The organism is Butyricicoccus porcorum, assembly GCF_002157465.1.
In the GTDB taxonomy this organism is placed as follows: domain Bacteria; phylum Bacillota; class Clostridia; order Oscillospirales; family Butyricicoccaceae; genus Butyricicoccus_A; species Butyricicoccus_A porcorum.
Genome location: NZ_NHOC01000018.1, coordinates 21,449 through 40,301, shown reverse-complemented (window position 1 = coordinate 40,301; position 18,853 = coordinate 21,449). Strand labels below are relative to the sequence as shown.

The 18,853-nt window shown below is 55.1% G+C and carries 18 protein-coding genes and 1 pseudogene; 6 read left to right on the top strand and 13 right to left on the bottom strand.

The genetic code is table 11. From position 1 onward, the window contains the following. The 4 genes and pseudogenes from CBW42_RS13085 to CBW42_RS13075 all read right to left on the bottom strand — a co-directional run. On the bottom strand, positions 1–360 hold a 360-nt coding region (locus CBW42_RS13085), incomplete at its 3' end, for a glutamate racemase (protein ID WP_205703643.1). After that, positions 353–1,174 (bottom strand): D-alanine--D-alanine ligase family protein, encoded by an 822-nt coding sequence (locus CBW42_RS13080; RefSeq protein ID WP_330395867.1) that lies wholly within the window; start codon positions 1,172–1,174, stop codon positions 353–355. The genes CBW42_RS13085 and CBW42_RS13080, both read right to left, overlap by 8 nt. A 104-nt stretch (positions 1,175–1,278) precedes the next feature. Continuing rightward, positions 1,279–1,422 (bottom strand): annotated as a pseudogene (locus CBW42_RS15280) (D-alanine--D-alanine ligase A); the annotation flags it as partial. Positions 1,423–1,645: 223 nt separating this feature from the next. Further along, entirely contained in the window at positions 1,646–2,551 is a 906-nt protein-coding gene (locus CBW42_RS13075) for an asparaginase (RefSeq protein ID WP_087022405.1), read from the bottom strand. A gap of 1,120 nt (positions 2,552–3,671) precedes the next feature. Between CBW42_RS13075 and rnr the strand changes: the two genes are divergently transcribed. Then, positions 3,672–5,822, top strand: a complete 2,151-nt coding sequence (rnr, locus tag CBW42_RS13070) for a ribonuclease R (protein WP_087022402.1) — start codon at positions 3,672–3,674, stop codon at positions 5,820–5,822. Positions 5,823–5,895: 73 nt separating this feature from the next. On the opposite strand, the gene CBW42_RS13065 is transcribed toward rnr, so the two are convergent. After that, on the bottom strand, positions 5,896–7,122 hold the full coding sequence (locus CBW42_RS13065) for an LCP family protein (RefSeq protein ID WP_165761192.1): 1,227 nt from the start codon (positions 7,120–7,122) through the stop codon (positions 5,896–5,898). 224 nt (positions 7,123–7,346) lie between these two features. Between CBW42_RS13065 and CBW42_RS13060 the strand changes: the two genes are divergently transcribed. The 4 genes from CBW42_RS13060 (at position 7,347) to CBW42_RS13045 (ending at position 9,546) form a co-directional block, all read left to right on the top strand. After that, positions 7,347–8,246 (top strand): nucleotidyltransferase family protein, encoded by a 900-nt coding sequence (locus CBW42_RS13060; protein WP_087022396.1) that lies wholly within the window; start codon positions 7,347–7,349, stop codon positions 8,244–8,246. Positions 8,247–8,256: 10 nt separating this feature from the next. Continuing rightward, on the top strand, positions 8,257–8,784 hold the full coding sequence (locus CBW42_RS13055; RefSeq protein WP_087022393.1) for a hypothetical protein: 528 nt from the start codon (positions 8,257–8,259) through the stop codon (positions 8,782–8,784). 153 nt (positions 8,785–8,937) lie between these two features. Next, entirely contained in the window at positions 8,938–9,171 is a 234-nt protein-coding gene (gene secG, locus CBW42_RS13050; protein ID WP_087022408.1) for a preprotein translocase subunit SecG, read from the top strand. A 72-nt stretch (positions 9,172–9,243) separates the two neighbouring features. After that, positions 9,244–9,546: a hypothetical protein gene (locus CBW42_RS13045; protein ID WP_087022391.1), complete on the top strand. Its 303-nt coding sequence runs from the start codon at positions 9,244–9,246 to the stop codon at positions 9,544–9,546. 91 nt (positions 9,547–9,637) lie between these two features. Here the strand turns inward: CBW42_RS13045 and CBW42_RS13040 are convergent, their stop codons facing one another. The 7 genes from CBW42_RS13040 to CBW42_RS13020 form a co-directional block, all read right to left on the bottom strand. After that, the gene (locus tag CBW42_RS13040; RefSeq protein ID WP_133058324.1) at positions 9,638–9,994 is read right to left on the bottom strand and encodes a DUF6054 family protein; all 357 of its coding nucleotides are present in this window, start codon (positions 9,992–9,994) and stop codon (positions 9,638–9,640) included. Continuing rightward, positions 9,991–10,518, bottom strand: a complete 528-nt coding sequence (gene tadA, locus CBW42_RS13035) for a tRNA adenosine(34) deaminase TadA (protein ID WP_087022384.1) — start codon at positions 10,516–10,518, stop codon at positions 9,991–9,993. Before tadA ends, CBW42_RS13040 begins: the two co-directional genes overlap by 4 nt. Positions 10,519–10,522: 4 nt before the next feature. Beyond that, positions 10,523–11,545: a CPBP family intramembrane glutamic endopeptidase gene (locus tag CBW42_RS13030; RefSeq protein WP_165761191.1), complete on the bottom strand. Its 1,023-nt coding sequence runs from the start codon at positions 11,543–11,545 to the stop codon at positions 10,523–10,525. Between the two features lie 379 nt (positions 11,546–11,924). Then, complete coding sequence (locus CBW42_RS15190) at positions 11,925–12,050, bottom strand: hypothetical protein (protein ID WP_273350481.1); 126 nt, start codon at positions 12,048–12,050, stop codon at positions 11,925–11,927. A gap of 44 nt (positions 12,051–12,094) precedes the next feature. Beyond that, a complete protein-coding gene (locus CBW42_RS14775) occupies positions 12,095–12,232 on the bottom strand; it encodes a hypothetical protein (RefSeq protein WP_165761190.1) in 138 nt (45 codons plus the stop codon). A gap of 1,329 nt (positions 12,233–13,561) precedes the next feature. Beyond that, a complete protein-coding gene (locus tag CBW42_RS13025) occupies positions 13,562–14,515 on the bottom strand; it encodes a mechanosensitive ion channel family protein (protein WP_165761189.1) in 954 nt (317 codons plus the stop codon). A gap of 79 nt (positions 14,516–14,594) precedes the next feature. Next, the gene (locus CBW42_RS13020; protein ID WP_087022375.1) at positions 14,595–16,310 is read right to left on the bottom strand and encodes a proline--tRNA ligase; all 1,716 of its coding nucleotides are present in this window, start codon (positions 16,308–16,310) and stop codon (positions 14,595–14,597) included. Between the two features lie 120 nt (positions 16,311–16,430). On the opposite strand from CBW42_RS13020, the gene CBW42_RS13015 reads away from it, so the two are divergent. Beyond that, a complete protein-coding gene (locus CBW42_RS13015; RefSeq protein ID WP_133058323.1) occupies positions 16,431–16,739 on the top strand; it encodes a carboxypeptidase-like regulatory domain-containing protein in 309 nt (102 codons plus the stop codon). A 2-nt stretch (positions 16,740–16,741) separates the two neighbouring features. On the opposite strand, the gene thrS is transcribed toward CBW42_RS13015, so the two are convergent. After that, the gene (gene thrS / locus CBW42_RS13010) at positions 16,742–18,496 is read right to left on the bottom strand and encodes a threonine--tRNA ligase (protein ID WP_087022369.1); all 1,755 of its coding nucleotides are present in this window, start codon (positions 18,494–18,496) and stop codon (positions 16,742–16,744) included. Positions 18,497–18,853 lie beyond the last annotated feature (357 nt).

Sequence of the window (18,853 nt, the reverse complement as noted above, 5' to 3'; positions counted from 1 at the left end):
GATCGTGCCCTTCGTGCCGATGATGCCGACGCGGTTGCTCTTTGTCAGCTTCATCGCCGTATAACAGGAGGGCTTGACAACACCGACCATCGGATGGTGTTTTCCGTCTTGACCGTTCCCAGCGCAACCGAGCTGACCGTGCCGCAGGCGACAACAATCGCCTTGATGTCGTGGCTGCACAAAAATGCGGTCCTGTCTGGTGTAATTGATGATGGTCTGGCGGCTGCGCGTGCCATAGGGTACACGCCCCGTGTCGCCAAAATAGATGATATGCTCGTCCGGCATGATGCGGTGCAGCTGCCGCACGGCGGTCAGGCCGCCGAGTCCGGAATCAAAAACGCCAATCGCCCTGTTATCCATCGTACCGCTCCATTGCCAGCGAAACCAGCGCGTCGATGAGTGCAGAATAGCTCAGACCCATGTGCTCCTGTAGCTTCGGATASRTGCTGATGCTCGTGAAGCCSGGCAGCGTGTTGATCTCGTTGAACACGATTTCATCATCGGCATAGGTACAGAAGAAATCGACGCGGGACAGTACCTTGCAGCCGAGCGCCGTATAGACGCGGACAGCCGCTTCGCGGACATTTGCCATGGCGCTGTCGCTGATGTGCGCCGGGATGTACAGGCCGGATGTACCGTCGACATATTTTGCCTCGAAGGTGTAAAACTCCTGGCTCGGCGCGATTTCGCCTGCAACGGATGCGGTCGGCGCGTCGTTGCCCAACACAGCGACCTCAATCTCATGGCCGTCGATGAATTCCTCGACCAGTACCTTCGCGTCATAGCGAAAGGCTTCCTCCAGACCCTTTTTCAAGGATGCGCGGTCGGTCGCCTTAGAGACACCGACGGACGAGCCCTCACTGCACGGCTTGACAAAGACCGGATAAGCGCCCAGCTTCTGCTCTGCCTCGGCGCAGACCGCCTCGGCGTCCGCGCGAAATGCGCTGCGGCGCGCCAGATAAAAGGCCGCCTGGCGCACGCCTTCCTGCTCGACGATGATCTTGGTCAGGCTCTTGTCCATGCTGCACGCGGAAGCCGCAACACCCGGGCCGACATACGGGATATGCGCCAGCTCAAGCAGACCCTGCAACGTACCGTCCTCGCCGCCGATGCCGTGCAGCACCGGGAAGACGCAGTCCGCATGGATGACCTCCGCACCGCTCTCGCGCAGCACAAGCAGGCCGTGCGTCCCGCGGTCGGCGACAGCATCGCCGGGACAGCCTGTTCGCTTGTCTCCCAGCTTCCGTTTTCCACGCTGTCATAATCCGTCGACTCGAACAGCTTCCAGCTGCCGGATTTTGTGATGCCGACCGGATAAATCTCATATTTATCTGCATCCGCATTGCGCAGAATGGAGGCCGCTGAGATGCAGGAGATGTCGTGCTCGGAGGAAACGCCGCCGAACACGACAACCAGATTCATTTTATCCATAAAATAAGATACCTCGCTATTTTCAGGGATGGTCGTGCCATGTCCCGGGCGGGCAGATAAGGCAACTGCCTGCTGCATCGCCCGATACTTATATATCTTCTATTATACGGCAAACCTGCCTCATATGCGAGACAAAAAGAGAACAAATTTTTGGCGATTCGCTCAGTTGTTTTTCACAATTTGCCGATATCCCCGCGCACATCCCGCCGACTGGCTACAAAAGCCCGCACTGAATGCACGCGATGGCGTCCTCCACCGTCTGCGCGCCGAGACAGCGCACACCGAGCGCCTGCATGCGCCGTCCGACCGCATAAACCGAGCAGTCCGCAGGCCCGCAGGCGCACTGCGTCCCGAGATAGACACGCGTGCCCGAGCGGACGACCTGCGCGACCGCGTCCGCGAGTGCTTCCGGCACGCCGCCCACACCATAGCCGTACAGCAGCAGCACATCGCGCCCGCAGCAGGTGAGCACCGTTTCCGCATCCAGCAGCGGCGTCACGGGCAGCACAGCCGCGCGCACCGGCACAGGCAGGCGCAGCGCAGGTGCCTCCGGCTGCGGCATATCCAGAAGAGTGAGCACCCCGTCGTCGATCACGCCGTCCGGCGGACAGCCCGTATTCCCGCCGGAAAAGGCGTCAAACGCCTGCGTATCCGCCTTGGTCACACACGTGCCGCGCCGCAGTTTTCCGGCAAAGCACACCGCCGCGCCGCGGTAGTCCGATGCAGCGCAGACGAGCGCGTCAGACAGATTTTCCGGCGCATCCGAGCCATCCTCTTCCATTGGCAGCTGTGATCCCGTCAGGATCACAGGCCGGTCAAAGCCCGGCAGCACGCGGCATAAAAAAGCGGCTGTGTACGCCATGGTATCCGTTCCATGTGTCAGTACAAAGCCGTCATACGTTTTGCGGTTTTCCCACAGGGCACGCGCCATCGCAAGGCGCTGCGTATCCGTGACATCGGTGGAGTCCACGCACATCAGGTCGCGCACCTCGACGCGCACGCCCTCCGGCACGCGCACCTCGCCCAGCAGCTGTGTCCCGTCCGCCTGCGGTGCAAGGCCGTCCGCGCCCGCGCGGCACGAAATGGTGCCCCCGGTGGACAGCAGCAGAATGTGTTTCATTGCACGTTTCCCGCCTTTCCCTCGGCTGCGAAATAATACAACTCGAAATATATTTTATCAAATTTACTATTTGTATAATCCTGTATATCCCCTAACATTTTTAGTATAGCACACAATGCCCTAAAAAGCAACAAAAGTTACGAATTTAACAATTTTTTCTTTCTTCCCGCCGTATTTTTCAAAAAAAATCGTTACATTTTTCAAAAATGTTATTGACAAAAACACTCCGTTGTGGTAATATATATTCACATTAAAAGAGAGCCAAGACATATCAGACATTCTGATGGCTCCTTTTGAAAGTAGAAGTCTATCGAAAGCGGGTGAGTCCGATGGTAGATGAACAGCATTGGAACGGCAGGACTCGCAGCAGACTGGCCGGATAACCGATCCGAACAGCCTCCGGGTACACTTCCAATTCGTAGCCATTGACAGATTCACGCTCCGGTTTTTCCGGTTGCGTCCTCCAAAATCCGGTGTTCAGCTTTTATCCCGTTGGGTGCCTGACGGCAAGACCGATGGTGGATCATGACAGACATTCCGATGTAGCACGTATCCCCAATCCCCGGCAAAACGCATCGAGGTGGGTCGGATTGATCGTTCCGGTTTCCGAGCAGGAGAACCCCCTTCCGGATACCTGAATTACATTTCGCTTGAACGACAGATAACCGGGCACTGAGCTATCGCTCATCAGCAACATGCTACCGGATGTGCCTCCGTATCGTCAAAACAACCGAACCTGTATGGCACCGAACAGTTCCGAATCTGTAGTGGAGGGATATGATAAACCATCGATCAGCGATCTGGTTTTCCTCTTTTTGTTCCGCATCGGGAGTTGTGTTTCCTCTCCGAATCGTGCGAACGTGCAGATCAGCCAAACGGCAGCTGAATCAAAACGGTATGATATATCTGCTGCGATCCTGTTATTCCAAATCATTCTTAAATTTATTGCATAGAATTCAAATGCAAAGTGTTGGCTACGGCTTCGTGATTACGGAGCCGTTTTTTTGCGCGCAAATCAGTGCCGCTTCCCGTTTTTTCTGCACATACGGTATGCTTTCCGCGGTAAATCTGGTATAATAACAGGAAAGAGAGCTTTTCGAGGAACGGAGGCGTGACGGCAATGACCGCTGAATGCAAAGATACAGTACTGAAGCAATTGATTATAGAAGCCGCTCAGGGCGTCTGCACGCAGGATGATATCATCCGCGCGCTGGACGGGCGCGGCGCACACCCGAAACACAGTGACCTCGTGCGTGTGCTCGCCGAGCTCGTCGACGAAGGCAGCCTGATGCGCGCGCGCAGCAACCGTTACGGCAGGCCGGAAGCGTTCGGCTGCCTTGCAGGCACCTACTGTGCGACCGGGCGCGGCTACGCGTTTGTCCGCCCGGAATCGGGCAAGGGAGAAGACATTTTCATCCCGCCGCACCGCGGCAAAGATGCCTGGCACGGCGACCGCGTGCTCGTCCGCGTCCGGCAGGATGCACACCGCGGTGGACAGAGCGACAAGCCGAACCGCTGCGAGGGAGAAGTGCTGCGCATTCTGTCGCAGACACGCGATGACGTCACCGGCTGCATCGTCATGCGTGGCAAAATGACGATGTTCCGCGACGACAGCGGCAAGCTGCCGGAAATCGTCATCAGCAAAAAACACATTGGAGACGCTCATCCGGGCGACCGCGTCGCCGTCAAGGTGCTGTTCCGCGGCAACGAGAAATTCCTGCCGCAGGGCGTTGTCACGCGCGTATTCGGCTCCGGCCTGACGCGCGATGCCGCTGCCGCCGCCATCCTGTATGAGCACGATATCTCCGCGCCGTTCCCACAGGACGCGATGGAACAGGCGGAACACATCCCCCTGTTCGTGCAGGAAAAGGACTGGGTCGGCAGACTCGATCTGCGCAGTCAGAAGCTGTTCACCATCGATGGCGATACCGCAAAGGATTTTGACGATGCCGTCTCCCTCGAAACACTGCCCAATGGACATTACCGCCTCGGCGTGCACATCGCGGATGTATCATATTATGTCACGCCGGATTCCCCGCTGGATAAGGAAGCATTCAAGCGCGGCACCTCGGTCTATTATGCCGATCAGGTCATCCCGATGCTGCCGCTGCCGCTGTCCAACGGCATTTGTTCGCTCAATCCCGGCGTCAACCGCCTTGCATTTTCCGCATTTATCGAGCTCGGCAAGGACGGCACGCGCTATTCTGCCGATTTCCATCGTTCGGTCATCTGCTCCTATGCACGCCTGACCTATGCACAGGTCAACCGCATGCTCGCGGGCGACTGGAAGGAGCGCAATTTGCGGCAGGATATCGCACCGGTGCTCGACGAGATGAATGCACTTGCCAAAACCCTGCACGATCGCCGCATGCAGCGCGGCGCGCTCGAGCTGAACATCCCGGAGCCGGTCATCCTGTGTGACCGCAACGGCGACCCGACCGGTGTGGAAAAGCGCGGCCGCGGCGATGCCGAGCGCCTGATTGAAGAATTTATGTTGATCGCAAACGAAGCGGTCGCAGAAGCGCTGTTCCGCCATCAGATGCCTGCCGTCTACCGCGTGCACGAAGATCCCGATCTGGATAAGCTGCGCGCCTTTGCGACACAGGCGCGCCTGTTCGGCTACCGTCTGCGCGAAAAGGATCTGACAGATACCCATCAGCTCCAGCGCATCCTTGACCAGACCGCAGGCAATCCGGAGCAGCAGGCGCTGCCGACCATGCTGCTGCGCTCGCTTGCCCGCGCGCGGTATTCGCCCGAATGCCTCGGACATTACGGTCTGGCAGCCAAATATTATCTGCATTTCACCTCACCGATCCGGCGCTATCCCGACCTCGTCGTGCACCGCATGCTGACCCGCATGCTTGCGGGCGATCAGGGCAGCCGCGAACTGACTGCCCTGTGCGAACAGGCGGCACTGCAATCGACCGAGCGCGAGCTTGCCGCCGACGCTGCCGAGCGCGAGATCGAAAAGCTGTATATGGCGGATTATATCTCACAGTATATCGGCCATACGTTTGACGGATATATTTCCAACATCACCAACTTCGGCGTATATGTCCAGCTGGACAACATGATTGAAGGCATGGTGCGGCTGGATACGATGAAAAATGACTGGTTCGAGTTCAATCCCGAGCGCATCACGCTGTTCGGCAAGCACACCGGGCAAAATTACCATCTCGGCATGCCGGTCAACGTCACCCTTGTCAACGCCTCTGCCACCACCGGCTTGATTGATTTCATCTTCACGCCGGATGAAGGCACGGTCGGCTGATCCGCCGAACTGTTCCTACACGAAAAAGATGCACCGCAGAACCGGATTCCGCGATGCATCTTTTTATATTTGTTCAGTCTTCAATGGCCTGTGGAGTGATATCATTGAAGATATAGTCGTGCAGGTGGTGCGCCAGCACATTGTCATTAAACTGGATGACCGACATGCCGTCACTTGTCGTGCCATATTGCCATTCGCCTTCGAGCGGCAGGCGGATATGACCCATCGACGGCATTCCGTGCACAATCGTGCGCAGACCCATATACCAGAAGTCCGCCTTACTCATGGACGAGGTGATATTCGGCATCAGTCCGTGCAGGAATTTGAGCAGTGTAATCGGGTTGCCCGTTGCCTTGGAGAATACCTGATTGAGCACGACGGACTGGCGCTCGGTGCGCTGCCAGTCGCCGCCGGTATTGCCCTTTCGGATGCGGCCATAGGTCATCGCCTGAATGCCGTTGAGCTCCTGCTCGCCGGCGGCTTCAATGCGTTGGGTTGGCATATTATTTTCCCAGCAGTATTCATCGATAAATTTATTTGTCTCCGCCAGCTCATCTTCGGTCAGCGTGACGGTAACACCGCCGACTGCGTCGATAATCGACGCCATCTGTGCAAAATCGACCGTCATATACTCGGTGATGTTCATATCAAACGCATTGTTCAGCGTCTCGAGCATCAGCTGCGGCCCGCCGTCCTCATAGCCGTAGGCATGGCAGAGCTTGGTCTTGCCGTGTTCCGGAACCTCGACATAGCTGTCGCGCATGAGCGACACCAGCTTGACAGAGCTGCGCGCCGGGTCGACGCTCATAATCATAATGGCATCGGCACGTGTGCCGCTGTCGCAGTTTTCGCGCGTGTCCACGCCGAACAGCGCAAGCGTCATAATGCCGTCCTCTGTATTGGCCGACAGGCTGCTCTCATTGGTGTCGTCATAGGTGTATTGGTTCAACAGGTGGTTGATGTCCCACACCACCAGCGCAAGTACGGCGACGAGTGCGATGAGAATGATACGGACAACCGGCAGGCGGCGCTTTTTTTTCTTCTGTGCCCCCGGCTTCTGGGAGTTTGCATTTGGCGACACCCGCCTGCCCGAGGTTCCATCGGTCTGTTTTGCCTGCGGACGGGTTTGCTTCCGCTGTGCGGACGCACCCTTTCGCGGCGGATTTCCATCTTTGTCATATTCGGCATATGGGATGCCATGGCGGTCAACCGGTCTGCCATATTCATCCACCGGCTGGCCATACTGGTCATAATATTTATTTTTTCCGTTTTTTCTGCTGTTATTTGAATCGCGGTTCACAGGTGAACTCCCTTTCTTCCGCTCCGGGAAATCATAATATAGTTTAATCATACACGCCTGTGCGCCCGGATGCAACCGGCACACGGCGATTTTCGAGAAAATTTCACAATTTTGACGCATTTTTGTAAACGACAACCGACAACTATTGTAATAATGCCGAAAATCCCGTATAATAGACGCAGAAAAAATGCCTGCTGCACAGGCATGCAAGGAGGACATTTACCATGGCAAATCCGGTACTCGTCGTTATGGCTGCTGGCATGGGCTCCCGTTACGGCGGTCTCAAGCAGATCGATCCGGTCGGCCCGAACGGTCAGATCATTATGAATTATTCTATTTATGACGCCTGGAAGGCCGGCTTCCGCCGCGTTGTGTTTATCATAAAGGAAGAACTGCTGGATGCCTTCCGCGAGCGCATCGGCAACGCCGCCGAAGCACTCATGCAGGTAGACTATGTATTCCAAAGCCCGGACAAGCTGCCGGAGGGCTGCACCATGCCGGAAGGCCGCATCAAGCCGCTGGGCACCGGCCACGCGGTATACTGCATCCGCGGTGTGGTAAATGAGCCGTTCGCCGTCATCAACGCGGACGATTTCTACGGTGCAGAGGCATTCCAGTGCATGTATGACTACTTAAAGGACGCAAAGGACGACGACAAATACCGGTACTGTATGGTCGGCTACCGCGTTGAAAACACGCTGACCGAAAACGGCACGGTATCGCGCGGCATCTGTGAGGCGGATGAAAACGGATATCTGACCGACATCGTCGAACGCACTGCCATCTCCCGCGGCGCGGACGGCGTCATTTCCGACCCTGAGGCGGGTGAAATCGCAGAGGGCACGCTGGTTTCCATGAACATGTGGGGCTTTACCCCGTCGTTCCTCGACGAACTGGATGCCGGCCTGAAGACCTTTATACAGAATGAGCTGCCGAACAACCCGATGAAGGGAGAATATTATCTCCCGTTTGCGGTTGACAGCCTAATTCAGGCAGGACGCGCGACCGCACAGGTTTTACAGACTGCCGCACAATGGTACGGCGTCACCTATCAGGAGGACAAGCCGGTCGTCGTCGAAGCGCTGCGCCGCATGACCGAGGCCGGATTGTACCCGGCAGAGTGAGGAAGGGTCAATGGATCTCTATACCCGCGCCGCAGCATATCTCGATGCCTTTCAGGCGGATATGAATCGCGATTTTCATCTGATCTCCAACGCGGAATTCGGTGCGCGCCGGTTTCCGCTGTTCGGGTCGTATGTCTGCGAAGACACTTCCACGCTGATTCTAAAAAACGGCAAGTCGGTGCGTTCCTATGAATTCTGCTATTTCGATGTGTGCGAAGCACTGGACGAGACCACTGTGCGCGACTACTGTGCGGTGCTCGACGACATGGCAGCGCGATATGTGCCGTGGTCGGAACCTTCCCATGGATTTTCCATGCTGAGCATGGTGGTGCTGACTGCCGGCGCACCTGACCGCGCGACACAGAAAGCCATCAAAAAATACAAGCACGAGGAAAAACGCAAGCGTCCGGAGGACGGCTATGGCTGGTGCAGCGGTCGGTTGTGCGTGGTCGACCTGTCCGACGGCACTTGCTGGGTCAATGCGCATGGGCGTGCACTCGCCAACCGTGTGAAGCTGACCGTTGGAAAGGTAAAATAATCCGCCTGTTTTCCAAAAAGTATGTCCCGGATGGACAATCCTCCCTTGAAAATCTGTCCGGCGTATGCTATGATAATCTCACTGTTTGATTTTATCGGGAATTTCGGCGTGAAATACGCCGCTGTTTTCATTTTTTCGGAGGTTGATTCTTTCATGGTCGTTACTGTTTTATCTATTATTCAGGTTATTGCCTGCCTGTTCCTGATCGTCACGATTCTGTTGCAGAAGGCGCCGAGTCAGGGTATGTCCGGTGCAATCGGCGGCGGACAGGAGACCTTCTTTGGCTCCAACAAGGCAACCGGTATTGAAGCGGTTCTGGCGAACCTGACCAAGATTTTCGCAATTGTATTTGTAGTTGATTCGCTGTTCCTCGTCCTGCTGGGCTGAGGAACAGCGGCAGAAAGCGGATGGAATGCCTTCCATCCGCTTTGTCTTTTGTGCCAAACCGGAGGTATTGCAATGAAAACTCTCATGATTCTGTTCCTCATCGGATTTCTGGTATTCGGCGCCATCGGCATGTATTTCCGCCTGACGCACGACTGGAACCAGCTCGCCGTCGAATCAGACAAGCTGTCCGATGATTCTATTGCCAAGCGCGACGGACGCGCCATGCAGCTGTTCAACCACGGCGAAAAACACGCTGTCGATGTCGCGGCGGCAAAGCAAAAGGCTGATCGGAAATTCCACCATCAGCTGCTGTTTTCCGTTCTGTCGGTCGTCTGCCTGGTGGGCGCAATCGTCTGCGGCGCAGTCATGCAGTAATCCATACAGACAAAAAAAGTCATGATCTGACCGGTCATGACTTTTTTTATTGCGGTTTATTCTGTGCGCGCCGATGGACAGATTTTCTCCGTCACGGCCACTGACTTTCTTCACAAAAGCCATATTTGCGCAGCAACTCTGCGGCCATCTCAGCGAAATCCGAATTGGCTCCCCAGCTGATATTGAACAGGCCTTCCCCTCCGCCGGAGCCGACAATATCCGCAGTCTGCATGTCTTGGCTCTCTGTCAGCAACACCGTAAGGCTCGCATAGCTTCCGTTGCGAAAAAAATACCGCTCAAATGAAAGCAAAACCACACGCACATCATGCAGGCTTCTCCAGCTTTCCGCAATCAGCTCGGCATTGATTTCCTCCTTCAACACATTGGCCAATGCCTCAATCCCAGCCGCATGGCTGCCGCGTAGTCTGATGCTGACACTGCTCATCATTTCACCTCTTCCGTCTCCGGATTTTGCAGCGCGTCTCCACTCTGCTCGCGCAGCAGTCTGCGCTCTTCCTTGCGTTTTTTGCGCAGCGCGCGGAAAAAGTCCGTCAGTACACCCGCGCATTCATCCTTCATCAGTCCGCGCACAATATCCGGCTTGTGGTTGTAAGCCACATCAAACAGATTGATGAGACTGCCGCACGAACCCGCCTTCGGGTCATCTGCGCCGTAATAGACCGTTTTGATGCGCGCATTGATGATTGCACCCGCACACATCGGGCATGGTTCCAGCGTCACATACAGGTCACAGCGGTGCAGCCGCCAGCCACCCAGCTTTTTGCATGCCTTGCCAATGGCTTCGATTTCCGCATGGGACAGCGCGGTTTTTTTGGTTTCCCGGCGGTTGCGCCCGCGCCCGACAATCTTTCCGTCACAGACAACGACGCAGCCGACCGGCACCTCGCCCTCTTCTGCGGATTTTTTCGCCAGCCGGAGTGCTGCCTTCATATATTTTTCCTGTTCTGTCATGCTGTCACAGTGCCTCCAGATTTTTTGCCATAAAATAAACCGCTGTCAGCAGCACCAGCAGCGCAGGCAGGCTGGTCAGCACAGCCCGTGCCTGTTCACGCGGTGTCAGCGCCGAACGGTGCCCAAATGTGCCGTCCCAGATCTCCTTCAGGCATCCTTCGCGTACAAACAGCATCACACCGATTGCGCCAAACAAAATTTCGGCCAGTGAAACCACAAGCGAAATTCCCGTGCCGGCGCGCGTTCCGATCTCCCAGCCGGCATTGACAAGCAGATAAATGCTGTTCACCGCAAAATGCCCGCACATGGACGGCAGCAGCGAGCCATAGCGCCGCCGAATATAACCGCCGATGAGACCGAAGCCGAATGCCAGCGGCAGGATTTCCACGCTGTAATGAGCCAGCCAAAACGCAAATGATGTCAGTACAATGGCACCCCAGGTGCCCATCGAACGCACCGCTGTACTCAGATAAAAGCCGCGATAACACAGCTCCTCCACAATGGGCGGGATGATGGCGACCGAGAGAAACCGCACCGCCATCGCCGCACCGCCTGCGGGCATGACAAAAACATCCTGCGCTTCAGTGAGTCCAAATCCATTCAGCAGCACTTCCATGCCGCCAGCCAGCCAACTCGCCGTATACGACCAGCCAAGCGTCAGCCCGATGGTCATCAGGTAGACGGTCGGGGACGGTCTCCCACGTCCCATGAGATCATCCACATCCATACCGGTCCACCGCGCTGCCACAGTCACCGGAATGGCAAATACAATCAGGTACAGCAGCAGGTCATACACCTCTGCGCCCAGACTGCCCTCTTCCAACACCGGCAGCAGCCGGACAATCGGATACAGCAGCAAATTGATCAATATGCTGGCAATTTCCACGATGCCGATGAGGTCCGCACTGCGGCGCACCTGCCGTATTTCTTCCTTTTTCCAGCTGATATTCGCCGCCTCCGTTTCCTGCATTTCTACCATCATACCACAGGAAGCGTATTCTGTCATGGTTTTTCCCGAATATATCACAAAAGCGGCGTTCCGCCGCCCCTGTCCGGGGTTGGGAACGCCGCTTCGTCCATTTGTGTTTGCGGTCACTTATCTGATTTTTTCCGTGCGTTCCGTTCAAGGCGGATCCGGCTTTCTACCCGGTCCCACTCCAGTCCCAGCATTCTTGCACGGACAAGTTCGCTGAAAAATCCTCTGCCCTTCATACAGGCAGTCCTCCTCTCGGACGATTACAGACCTTTTGCTCCGGGGAATTCCTGAGAACGAATGGTCACAGGAATGTGCCGGTCTGCGAATCGGATTCGGGTCATTGCAGTTCGTTTCATAGCATTCCCTTCTTCCGGGTCTTTATACGTCTTACAGGCGGTTTGTCTGCCGGATGGATGACCGGCAAATGCAATCAGTGCTCGCTGTGTGCGCGGCGCTCGTTCATCATATCGTTGAACTCAGCGCGGGTAACGCTTCCGCCGTACATCATACGCATGCCAAGCATCATCGTTCTGTCAACATTATCAAAAAACTTCATATGTCATTGCTCCTTCGTTGTCAATCAGTTGGGTGTGAATGCAATCAAATGTGATTCTGTGTGCGATGTGCGCGAACCATATCGCCGAATTCCTGACGCGATACATATTCACCATTCATCATTCTTGTGCCGAGCATCACGCTGAGCATCATTGTTTTGTCAACGTTATCAAAAAACTTCATACGTCATCGTTCCTTTGTTATCAATCACTTGTGTGTGAATAAGATCAGATCTTGTACTGAGCGCGATGTTCGTGAATCATATCATCGAATTCCTGACGCGATACGTATCCATCAGTCAGCATTCTCATACCGAGAATTGCGCTCTTGCTCATTTTGTCAAACCACAGGGCAGTTTCACCTCAGATGTCAGTTGTTGTAATTGTCAGTGCTTGTTTGCGCGGACATGAGCCATGCAGGAAACTCTTTCATTTTCCATTGCCATCATGCGTGCGCGGATCAGTTCAGAGAAGAACTTCATTTTTGTCACTCCTATATGTTATCCATCGGGTTATTTCTGTGTGATCGAAGCTCAATGCTTCTTTGCATGAACCAGGTAGGAAACCTTTTCGTTTTCCAGTTCCATCATGCGTGCTCTTGCCAGTTCAGAGAAGAACTTCATGTTTGTCACTCCTATATGTTATCCATTGGGTTGTTTCTGTGTGATCGAAGCTCAGTGCTTCTTTGCATGAACCAGGTAGGAAACCTTTTCGTTTTCCAGTTCCATCATGCGTGCTCTTGCCAGTTCAGAGAAGAACTTCATGTTTGTCACTCCTATATGTTATCCATCGGGTTATTTCTGTGTGATCGAAGCTCAGTGCTTCTTTGCGCGGGTCACGTCGGAAATGTTTTCGCCTTGCAGCTCCACCATGTGTTCCCTGGCCAGTTCCATGACGCGTGCTCTTGTCAACTCATCAAACCATCGAATCATAATTGGTTCAACTCCTTTATCTTTTTTTGCAGGCGACTTACTTGCCGGAATAAGCAGTTATCGTCTCTTCTATTTTCCGGCTGCACAGCGTCTTATGATACCTGCTAACCATCTGATCGAATAAACGATTCATGATAGTCTCACCTCCAAAAATTTCATGAAGCGGATTTTCGATTTCTGTGTGCCCGGAGCCTCTGCTCTGCGCTTCACAGCACGGATTCCGTTTCAATCGAAGTTCCGAAAGCCGGAGCTTTGGCTTTTCCTTCGGAACTGCTTCAGACAACTTTTTGTTGTCTGCCGCCTTGGTTTTCCTTCCCTCAGCTTGGCTATATCATACACACTTCCAACTTTTTCTGCAAGCGCAATCATCCATAATGTTTCACAGTTTATTCAGAAACTTTTTGTGCATGTTGCTTCATTTCACCTTTTCACGCTATTTATTCCCTACAATTCAAACGTAAAGTTTTTGTATAGGTTGACGAATGTGAAAATCGTAACAATCTCGCCTGTCAGAGTCCCAAACATACAAAAAATCCCCGTCCCGCGCACATGCGCCGGACAGGGAGAGATACCGCAGTTTCTTATTTTGTTATCGTGATATGCGGATAGGCAAATTCAATTCCTTCCGCGTCAAAGCGGGCTTTTACTGCGCGATTGAGCGAAAATTTTAATTTCATGGCGCTGCTCAGGTCAGCCGCCCACAGCCATGCGCGCAGCACAACAGCAGAATCTGCAAGTTCCACAACTTCAACTTGCACTTCCGGCTCATCGTCCTGTGTCTCTGGGTCACGTACATCCAAATGCAGGGGCTGCTTCATTACCTCCGCCCGCAGGATGCCAATTGCCTTCTCCAGATTGCTCTCATAGGTAATGCTGACGTTAAAGAATTCACAAACTCGGCTGTCTGCATAGTTCGCGTTTTCAATGACGCCCTGATTGATTTTCCCGTTTGGAATGATGAGCCTCTTGTTTTCCGGCGTACGGATTGCCGTATGCCGCAGCGAGATGTCTTCCACCGTGCCGGACACGCCAACATCGATATAACGCACAAAATCACCGATGACAAACGGCTTGAACGTCAGGATCATAATGCCGCCGGCGATATTACTCAGCGCATCCTGTGAGGCAAAGCCGAGAATGACTGCGACTATACCGCCGGATGCCAGCAGCGCATTAAGTGAATCGCTCGCGCCCGGAATGCTGGACACGATGACCACGCCGCCCGCAAAGTAAACAATTGCCAGCACGACGTATCGTACGAATGACAGCAGCGTGGCGTCCTGATTGTTGTCCTGCATCGCATCCATGGTGCGCCGGAAGCCCTTATTGATCAGCTTAACCAGCCACAGCATGACGACAACAACCAGCACAATAAAGATCGCCCGCCCCACCCAGGTCGGCAGATGAAACAGGCTGGTAATCGACTGTACGCCCTCAATTGCGGTATTTGTCGCCTGTGCCGCGTCCTCCGCGCTCACAGGGACATCTGCCGAGCCTGCGGCGGTTTTGGTCAGGCTCCAGATCATTGTTCCCATTGGCAGCTCCTTTCCAAATAAAATACGGCAGGCTGAGGGAAAGGCTCCCCCGGCCTGCCGTCCATTTTCATTATTCTGTTTATTTAAACTCGTCCAGCATCGTCTGAACCAGCTTTTCGACGTACTCCACTGCATTTTCCGGTGCGACATCCTCGCGCAGCGACTTGTCGCGCTTGGATACCTCGACAGCGCCGCGCTTGACCGTCTTCGGGCTGACGATGACACGAACCGGTACACCCAGCAGATCTGCATCGGAGAACATATTTCCCGCGCTGACCTTGCGGTCATCGTAAATGACCTCAACACCTGCATCCTGGAGCTTCTGATACAGCTCGTCGGCAACCGCACGAACCTCCGGGTCTGTTGCCTTGATCGCGCAGATGTGAACCTGCCACGGTGCGATGGACATCGGCCAGATCGGGCCGTAATCGTCGTGCTTGACCTCGCAGACTGAAGCGGCAAGACGGCCGACACCGATGCCGTAACAGCCCATAATCGGATAGTGCGGCTTGCCATCCTGTCCGATGTAGGTCATCTCCATCGACTTGGTATACTTGGTGCCGAGCTGGAAGATATTGCCAACCTCAATGCCGCGGCTGATGCGGATATGCGGCTTGCCGCAAACCGGGCAGATTGCGCCTTCATAGGTCTTTGCGAAATCCGCAATCTGCGCGTCCGGCGTGTCGCGCTTGACGTTATAGCCGGTGTAATGGTAATTTTCTTCGTTTGCGCCGCAGACCGAACTGTTGAGTGCGGCAACCGACTTGTCGATGACATAGGTCACGCCTTCCGGCAGGCCAACCGGGCCGATAAAGCCCGCAACAATGCCGCTCTCCTGCGTGATCTCTGCCGGATGGATCTCCTCGCCCAGGAAATTGCGCAACTTGGTCTCGTTGACCTCCAGATCGCCGCGGATAAATGCAATGACATATTCATCGGTCAGATTCTTCTGATAGACAACCGCCTTGCACGAAGCGTTTGCCGGTGCATGCAGGTATTCACAAACTGCCTCAATGGTCTTGGTCTCCGGGGTGAGCACCTTGGTGAGCGGTGCTTCCTCGGTCTCCGGTGCCTCGACGATGCAGTCCGCTGCCTCCATATTGGAGCGGTACCCGCAGTCACACAGGACAATGGTATCTTCGCCGCAGTCGGTCAGCAGCATAAATTCATGCGACACGCTGCCGCCCATCATGCCGGAATCCGACTTGACCGCGACAACCTCCGGAATACCTGCGCGGCGGAAGATATTCTCATACGCCGTGTAGCACTTCTCATAATACTGCTCCAGATCCTCCTGCGAGGTGTGGAAAGAATAGGCATCCTTCATCGTAAACTCGCGGACACGGATCAGACCGCCACGTGCGCGCGGCTCATCGCGGAACTTGGTCTGAATCTGATAGATCATGAACGGATAGTTGGTGTACGACTGTGCCGCGCCGCGCGCCAGATGCACAGCGGCCTCCTCATGCGTCATGCCCAGAACAACCGGCTGGCCGCTTCTGTCCTTGAAGCGCGCCATCTCGCTGCCGATGGAGTCATACCGGCCGGATTCCTGCCACAGCGATGCCGGCATAACAACCGGGAACATGACCTCCTGGCCGTCAATCTTATCCATTTCCTCGCGAATGATATTCTCAATTTTTTTGGTGATGCGCTTGGTCGGCATATACAGCGAGTAAATACCCGTTGTCATCTGCTTGATATAGCCGCCGCGCACCATGAGCTTATGGCTGTCCAGCTGACAGTCCGCCGGAGTCTCTTTAAAGCGGCTGCCGAGCATACTGCTCATTTTCATAGTGTTACGTTCCTTTCTGCCCCGCAGCTACAGAAAAACCTGCGGGATTTTTTCCTGCACCTTTTGCGGCCGCAGTCATACGCTGAAAACAGAGTTGATCCGCTGCCACAGGAGGTGCTGATGATGTATACCAGTTTTTATGTGCGCCCGTCAGCCGGGGAACAGGTAGAAACCACCGTAGCCCTGCGCCCGGACACGCGTCCGGCGCTGCTCGGCACTGCCGTCGACCAGAGCGGCAAGCCTGTCGCCGGGGCGCTCGCAGTCCTGACCATTTCCGGAAAGACCGAACCGGATCGCGTCGTCCATGTGACCTATACCGATGAGCTTGGACGGTTTGCCTTCGGACCGCTCGAGCCGGGCGCATTGTATCAGGTCAGCCTGCATGCCGACGCGATGCTGCGCCGCTCGCTCGAGCAGCCGGAGGAGTAAAATCAGATCAGTTCTTCGCGGCTCTTGGTGCTGACCTCTTCGCGCAGCGTGGAGATGAACTCGTCCAGCGGCATGGCAGTCGTCTTGCCCTTGCGGTCACGGACGGAAACTGTGCCGTTTTCCTGTTCCTTGTCGCCGAGAACCAGCATATACGGAACCTTCTGCGACTGTGCCTCGCGGATCTTGTAGCCCAGCTTCTCGCTGCGGTGATCGACCTCGGCGCGGAAGCCTGCGGCGGTCAGTGCCTTTTCAACCTCATCCGCATACGCTGCGGTGCGGTCGGTAACCGGCAGGGCCTTGACCTGAACCGGAGCCAGCCAGGTCGGGAATGCACCGGCAAAATGCTCGGTGATGACGCCGATGAAGCGTTCAATGGAGCCGAGGACAACGCGGTGAATCATAACCGGGCGGTGCTTCTCGCCGTCTGCACCGGTGTATTCCAGCTCAAAGCGCTCCGGCAGCTGCATATCCAGCTGGATCGTGCCGCACTGCCAGGTACGTCCCAGCGAATCCGCCAGATGGAAGTCCAGCTTCGGGCCATAGAACGCGCCGTCGCCCTCATTGATGACATAGCTCTTGCCCATCTCAGAGACAGCAGCCTTCAGTGTCTCCGTGGCGAAATCCCAGTCCTTCTCATCGCCCATGTGGTCTTCCGGCATGGTGGAAACCTCGATCTCATATTCCAGGCCAAAGACAGAATAGACCTCATCAAACAGCTTGACGACATTCTTGATCTCGTCCTTCATCTGATCCCAGGTCATAAAGATATGGGCATCGTCCTGCGTGAAACAGCGGACACGGAACAGGCCGTGCAGCGCGCCGGACAGCTCATGGCGGTGAACCAGACCCAGCTCGCCGACACGCAGCGGCAGGTCACGGTAGGAATGCGGTTCGGACTTGTAGACCAGCATGCCGCCCGGGCAGTTCATCGGCTTGATGGCGAAATCGACATCATCGATGACGGTCGTGTACATGTTTTCCTTATAATGATCCCAATGGCCGGAACGCTCCCACAGGCCGCGGTTCAGCATCATCGGGGTGGAAATTTCCACATAGCCATAGCGCTTATGCACCTCGCGCCAGTAATCGATCAGCGTGTTGCGCAGTACCATGCCCTTCGGCAGGAAGAACGGGAAGCCGGGGCCTTCCTCCATCAGGGTAAACAGGCCAAGCTCCTTGCCCAGCTTGCGGTGGTCGCGGCGCTTTGCCTCTTCGATCTTTGCAAGATACTCGTCCAGCTCCGCCTTCTTCGGGAACGCAATGCCGTAAATGCGCTGGAGGGTCTCGCGGTTGGAATCACCGCGCCAATATGCCGCATTGCAGGCAGTCAGCTTGATGCCATTGCCCTTGACGCGGCCGGTGGAATCCAGATGCGGACCGGCGCACAGGTCGGTAAATTCGCCCTGCTTGTAGAACGAAATGACAGCGTCCTCCGGCAGGTCATTGATGAGCTCGACCTTGTACGGCTCGTCCTTCATAAATTCCAGCGCTTCCGCACGCGGCAGTTCAAAGCGCTCCAGCTTGAGCTTTTCCTTGCAGATCTTGCGCATCTCTGCCTCGATCTTTTCCATGATTTCCGGTGTGAACGCAAACGGGGAATCGAGGTCATAATAGAAACCGTTGTCAATCGACGGGCCGATTGCCAGCTTTACCTCCGGGTACAGGCGCTTGACTGCCTGTGCCAGAATATGCGAGCAGGTATGCCAGTAGGTTTTGCGGTACTGCTCATTTTCAAACGTATACTGATTGTCTGCCATGAAAAATTCCTCCTTATTTTCACGGGGGCAGAAAAAAATCCCACCCCTGACTCAAATCAGGGGTGGGATGACAATTCATCTCACGGTTCCACCCTGCTTGGCGCAGCTACACAACTGCACCCGCTCATTGCCGCTGTAACGTGCGGACATCCGTCGCAGGATACTTTGGGTTTCCCCTGCGAAGCTCCGGGATGGTTGCTGCAAACCACATCGGCCACGGATGCTCTCAGCTGGTGCATCCGCTCTCTGCGGGCGCGATCTGCGCGGTCTGTGCGTTCCCTTCAACGCCTTTTATCTATTGGTGCCTTTTATTGTACAACACACCTTTTTGCTTGTCAACCGACAGTTTGGACAAAA

What these genes read in the sequence shown, in the direction of transcription:
- CBW42_RS13075 (WP_087022405.1), bottom strand. Translation starts at nt 2,551, where the DNA reads ATGAAACACATTCTGCTGCTGTCCACCGGGGGCACCATTTCGTGCCGC.
- rnr (WP_087022402.1), top strand. Translation starts at nt 3,672, where the DNA reads ATGACCGCTGAATGCAAAGATACAGTACTGAAGCAATTGATTATAGAA.
- CBW42_RS13060 (WP_087022396.1), top strand. Translation starts at nt 7,347, where the DNA reads ATGGCAAATCCGGTACTCGTCGTTATGGCTGCTGGCATGGGCTCCCGT.
- CBW42_RS13055 (WP_087022393.1), top strand. Translation starts at nt 8,257, where the DNA reads ATGGATCTCTATACCCGCGCCGCAGCATATCTCGATGCCTTTCAGGCG.
- secG (WP_087022408.1), top strand. Translation starts at nt 8,938, where the DNA reads ATGGTCGTTACTGTTTTATCTATTATTCAGGTTATTGCCTGCCTGTTC.
- CBW42_RS13045 (WP_087022391.1), top strand. Translation starts at nt 9,244, where the DNA reads ATGAAAACTCTCATGATTCTGTTCCTCATCGGATTTCTGGTATTCGGC.
- CBW42_RS13040 (WP_133058324.1), bottom strand. Translation starts at nt 9,994, where the DNA reads ATGATGAGCAGTGTCAGCATCAGACTACGCGGCAGCCATGCGGCTGGG.
- tadA (WP_087022384.1), bottom strand. Translation starts at nt 10,518, where the DNA reads ATGACAGAACAGGAAAAATATATGAAGGCAGCACTCCGGCTGGCGAAA.
- CBW42_RS15190 (WP_273350481.1), bottom strand. Translation starts at nt 12,050, where the DNA reads ATGAAGTTTTTTGATAATGTTGACAGAACGATGATGCTTGGCATGCGT.
- CBW42_RS14775 (WP_165761190.1), bottom strand. Translation starts at nt 12,232, where the DNA reads ATGAAGTTTTTTGATAACGTTGACAAAACAATGATGCTCAGCGTGATG.
- CBW42_RS13025 (WP_165761189.1), bottom strand. Translation starts at nt 14,515, where the DNA reads ATGGGAACAATGATCTGGAGCCTGACCAAAACCGCCGCAGGCTCGGCA.
- CBW42_RS13020 (WP_087022375.1), bottom strand. Translation starts at nt 16,310, where the DNA reads ATGAAAATGAGCAGTATGCTCGGCAGCCGCTTTAAAGAGACTCCGGCG.
- CBW42_RS13015 (WP_133058323.1), top strand. Translation starts at nt 16,431, where the DNA reads ATGATGTATACCAGTTTTTATGTGCGCCCGTCAGCCGGGGAACAGGTA.
- thrS (WP_087022369.1), bottom strand. Translation starts at nt 18,496, where the DNA reads ATGGCAGACAATCAGTATACGTTTGAAAATGAGCAGTACCGCAAAACC.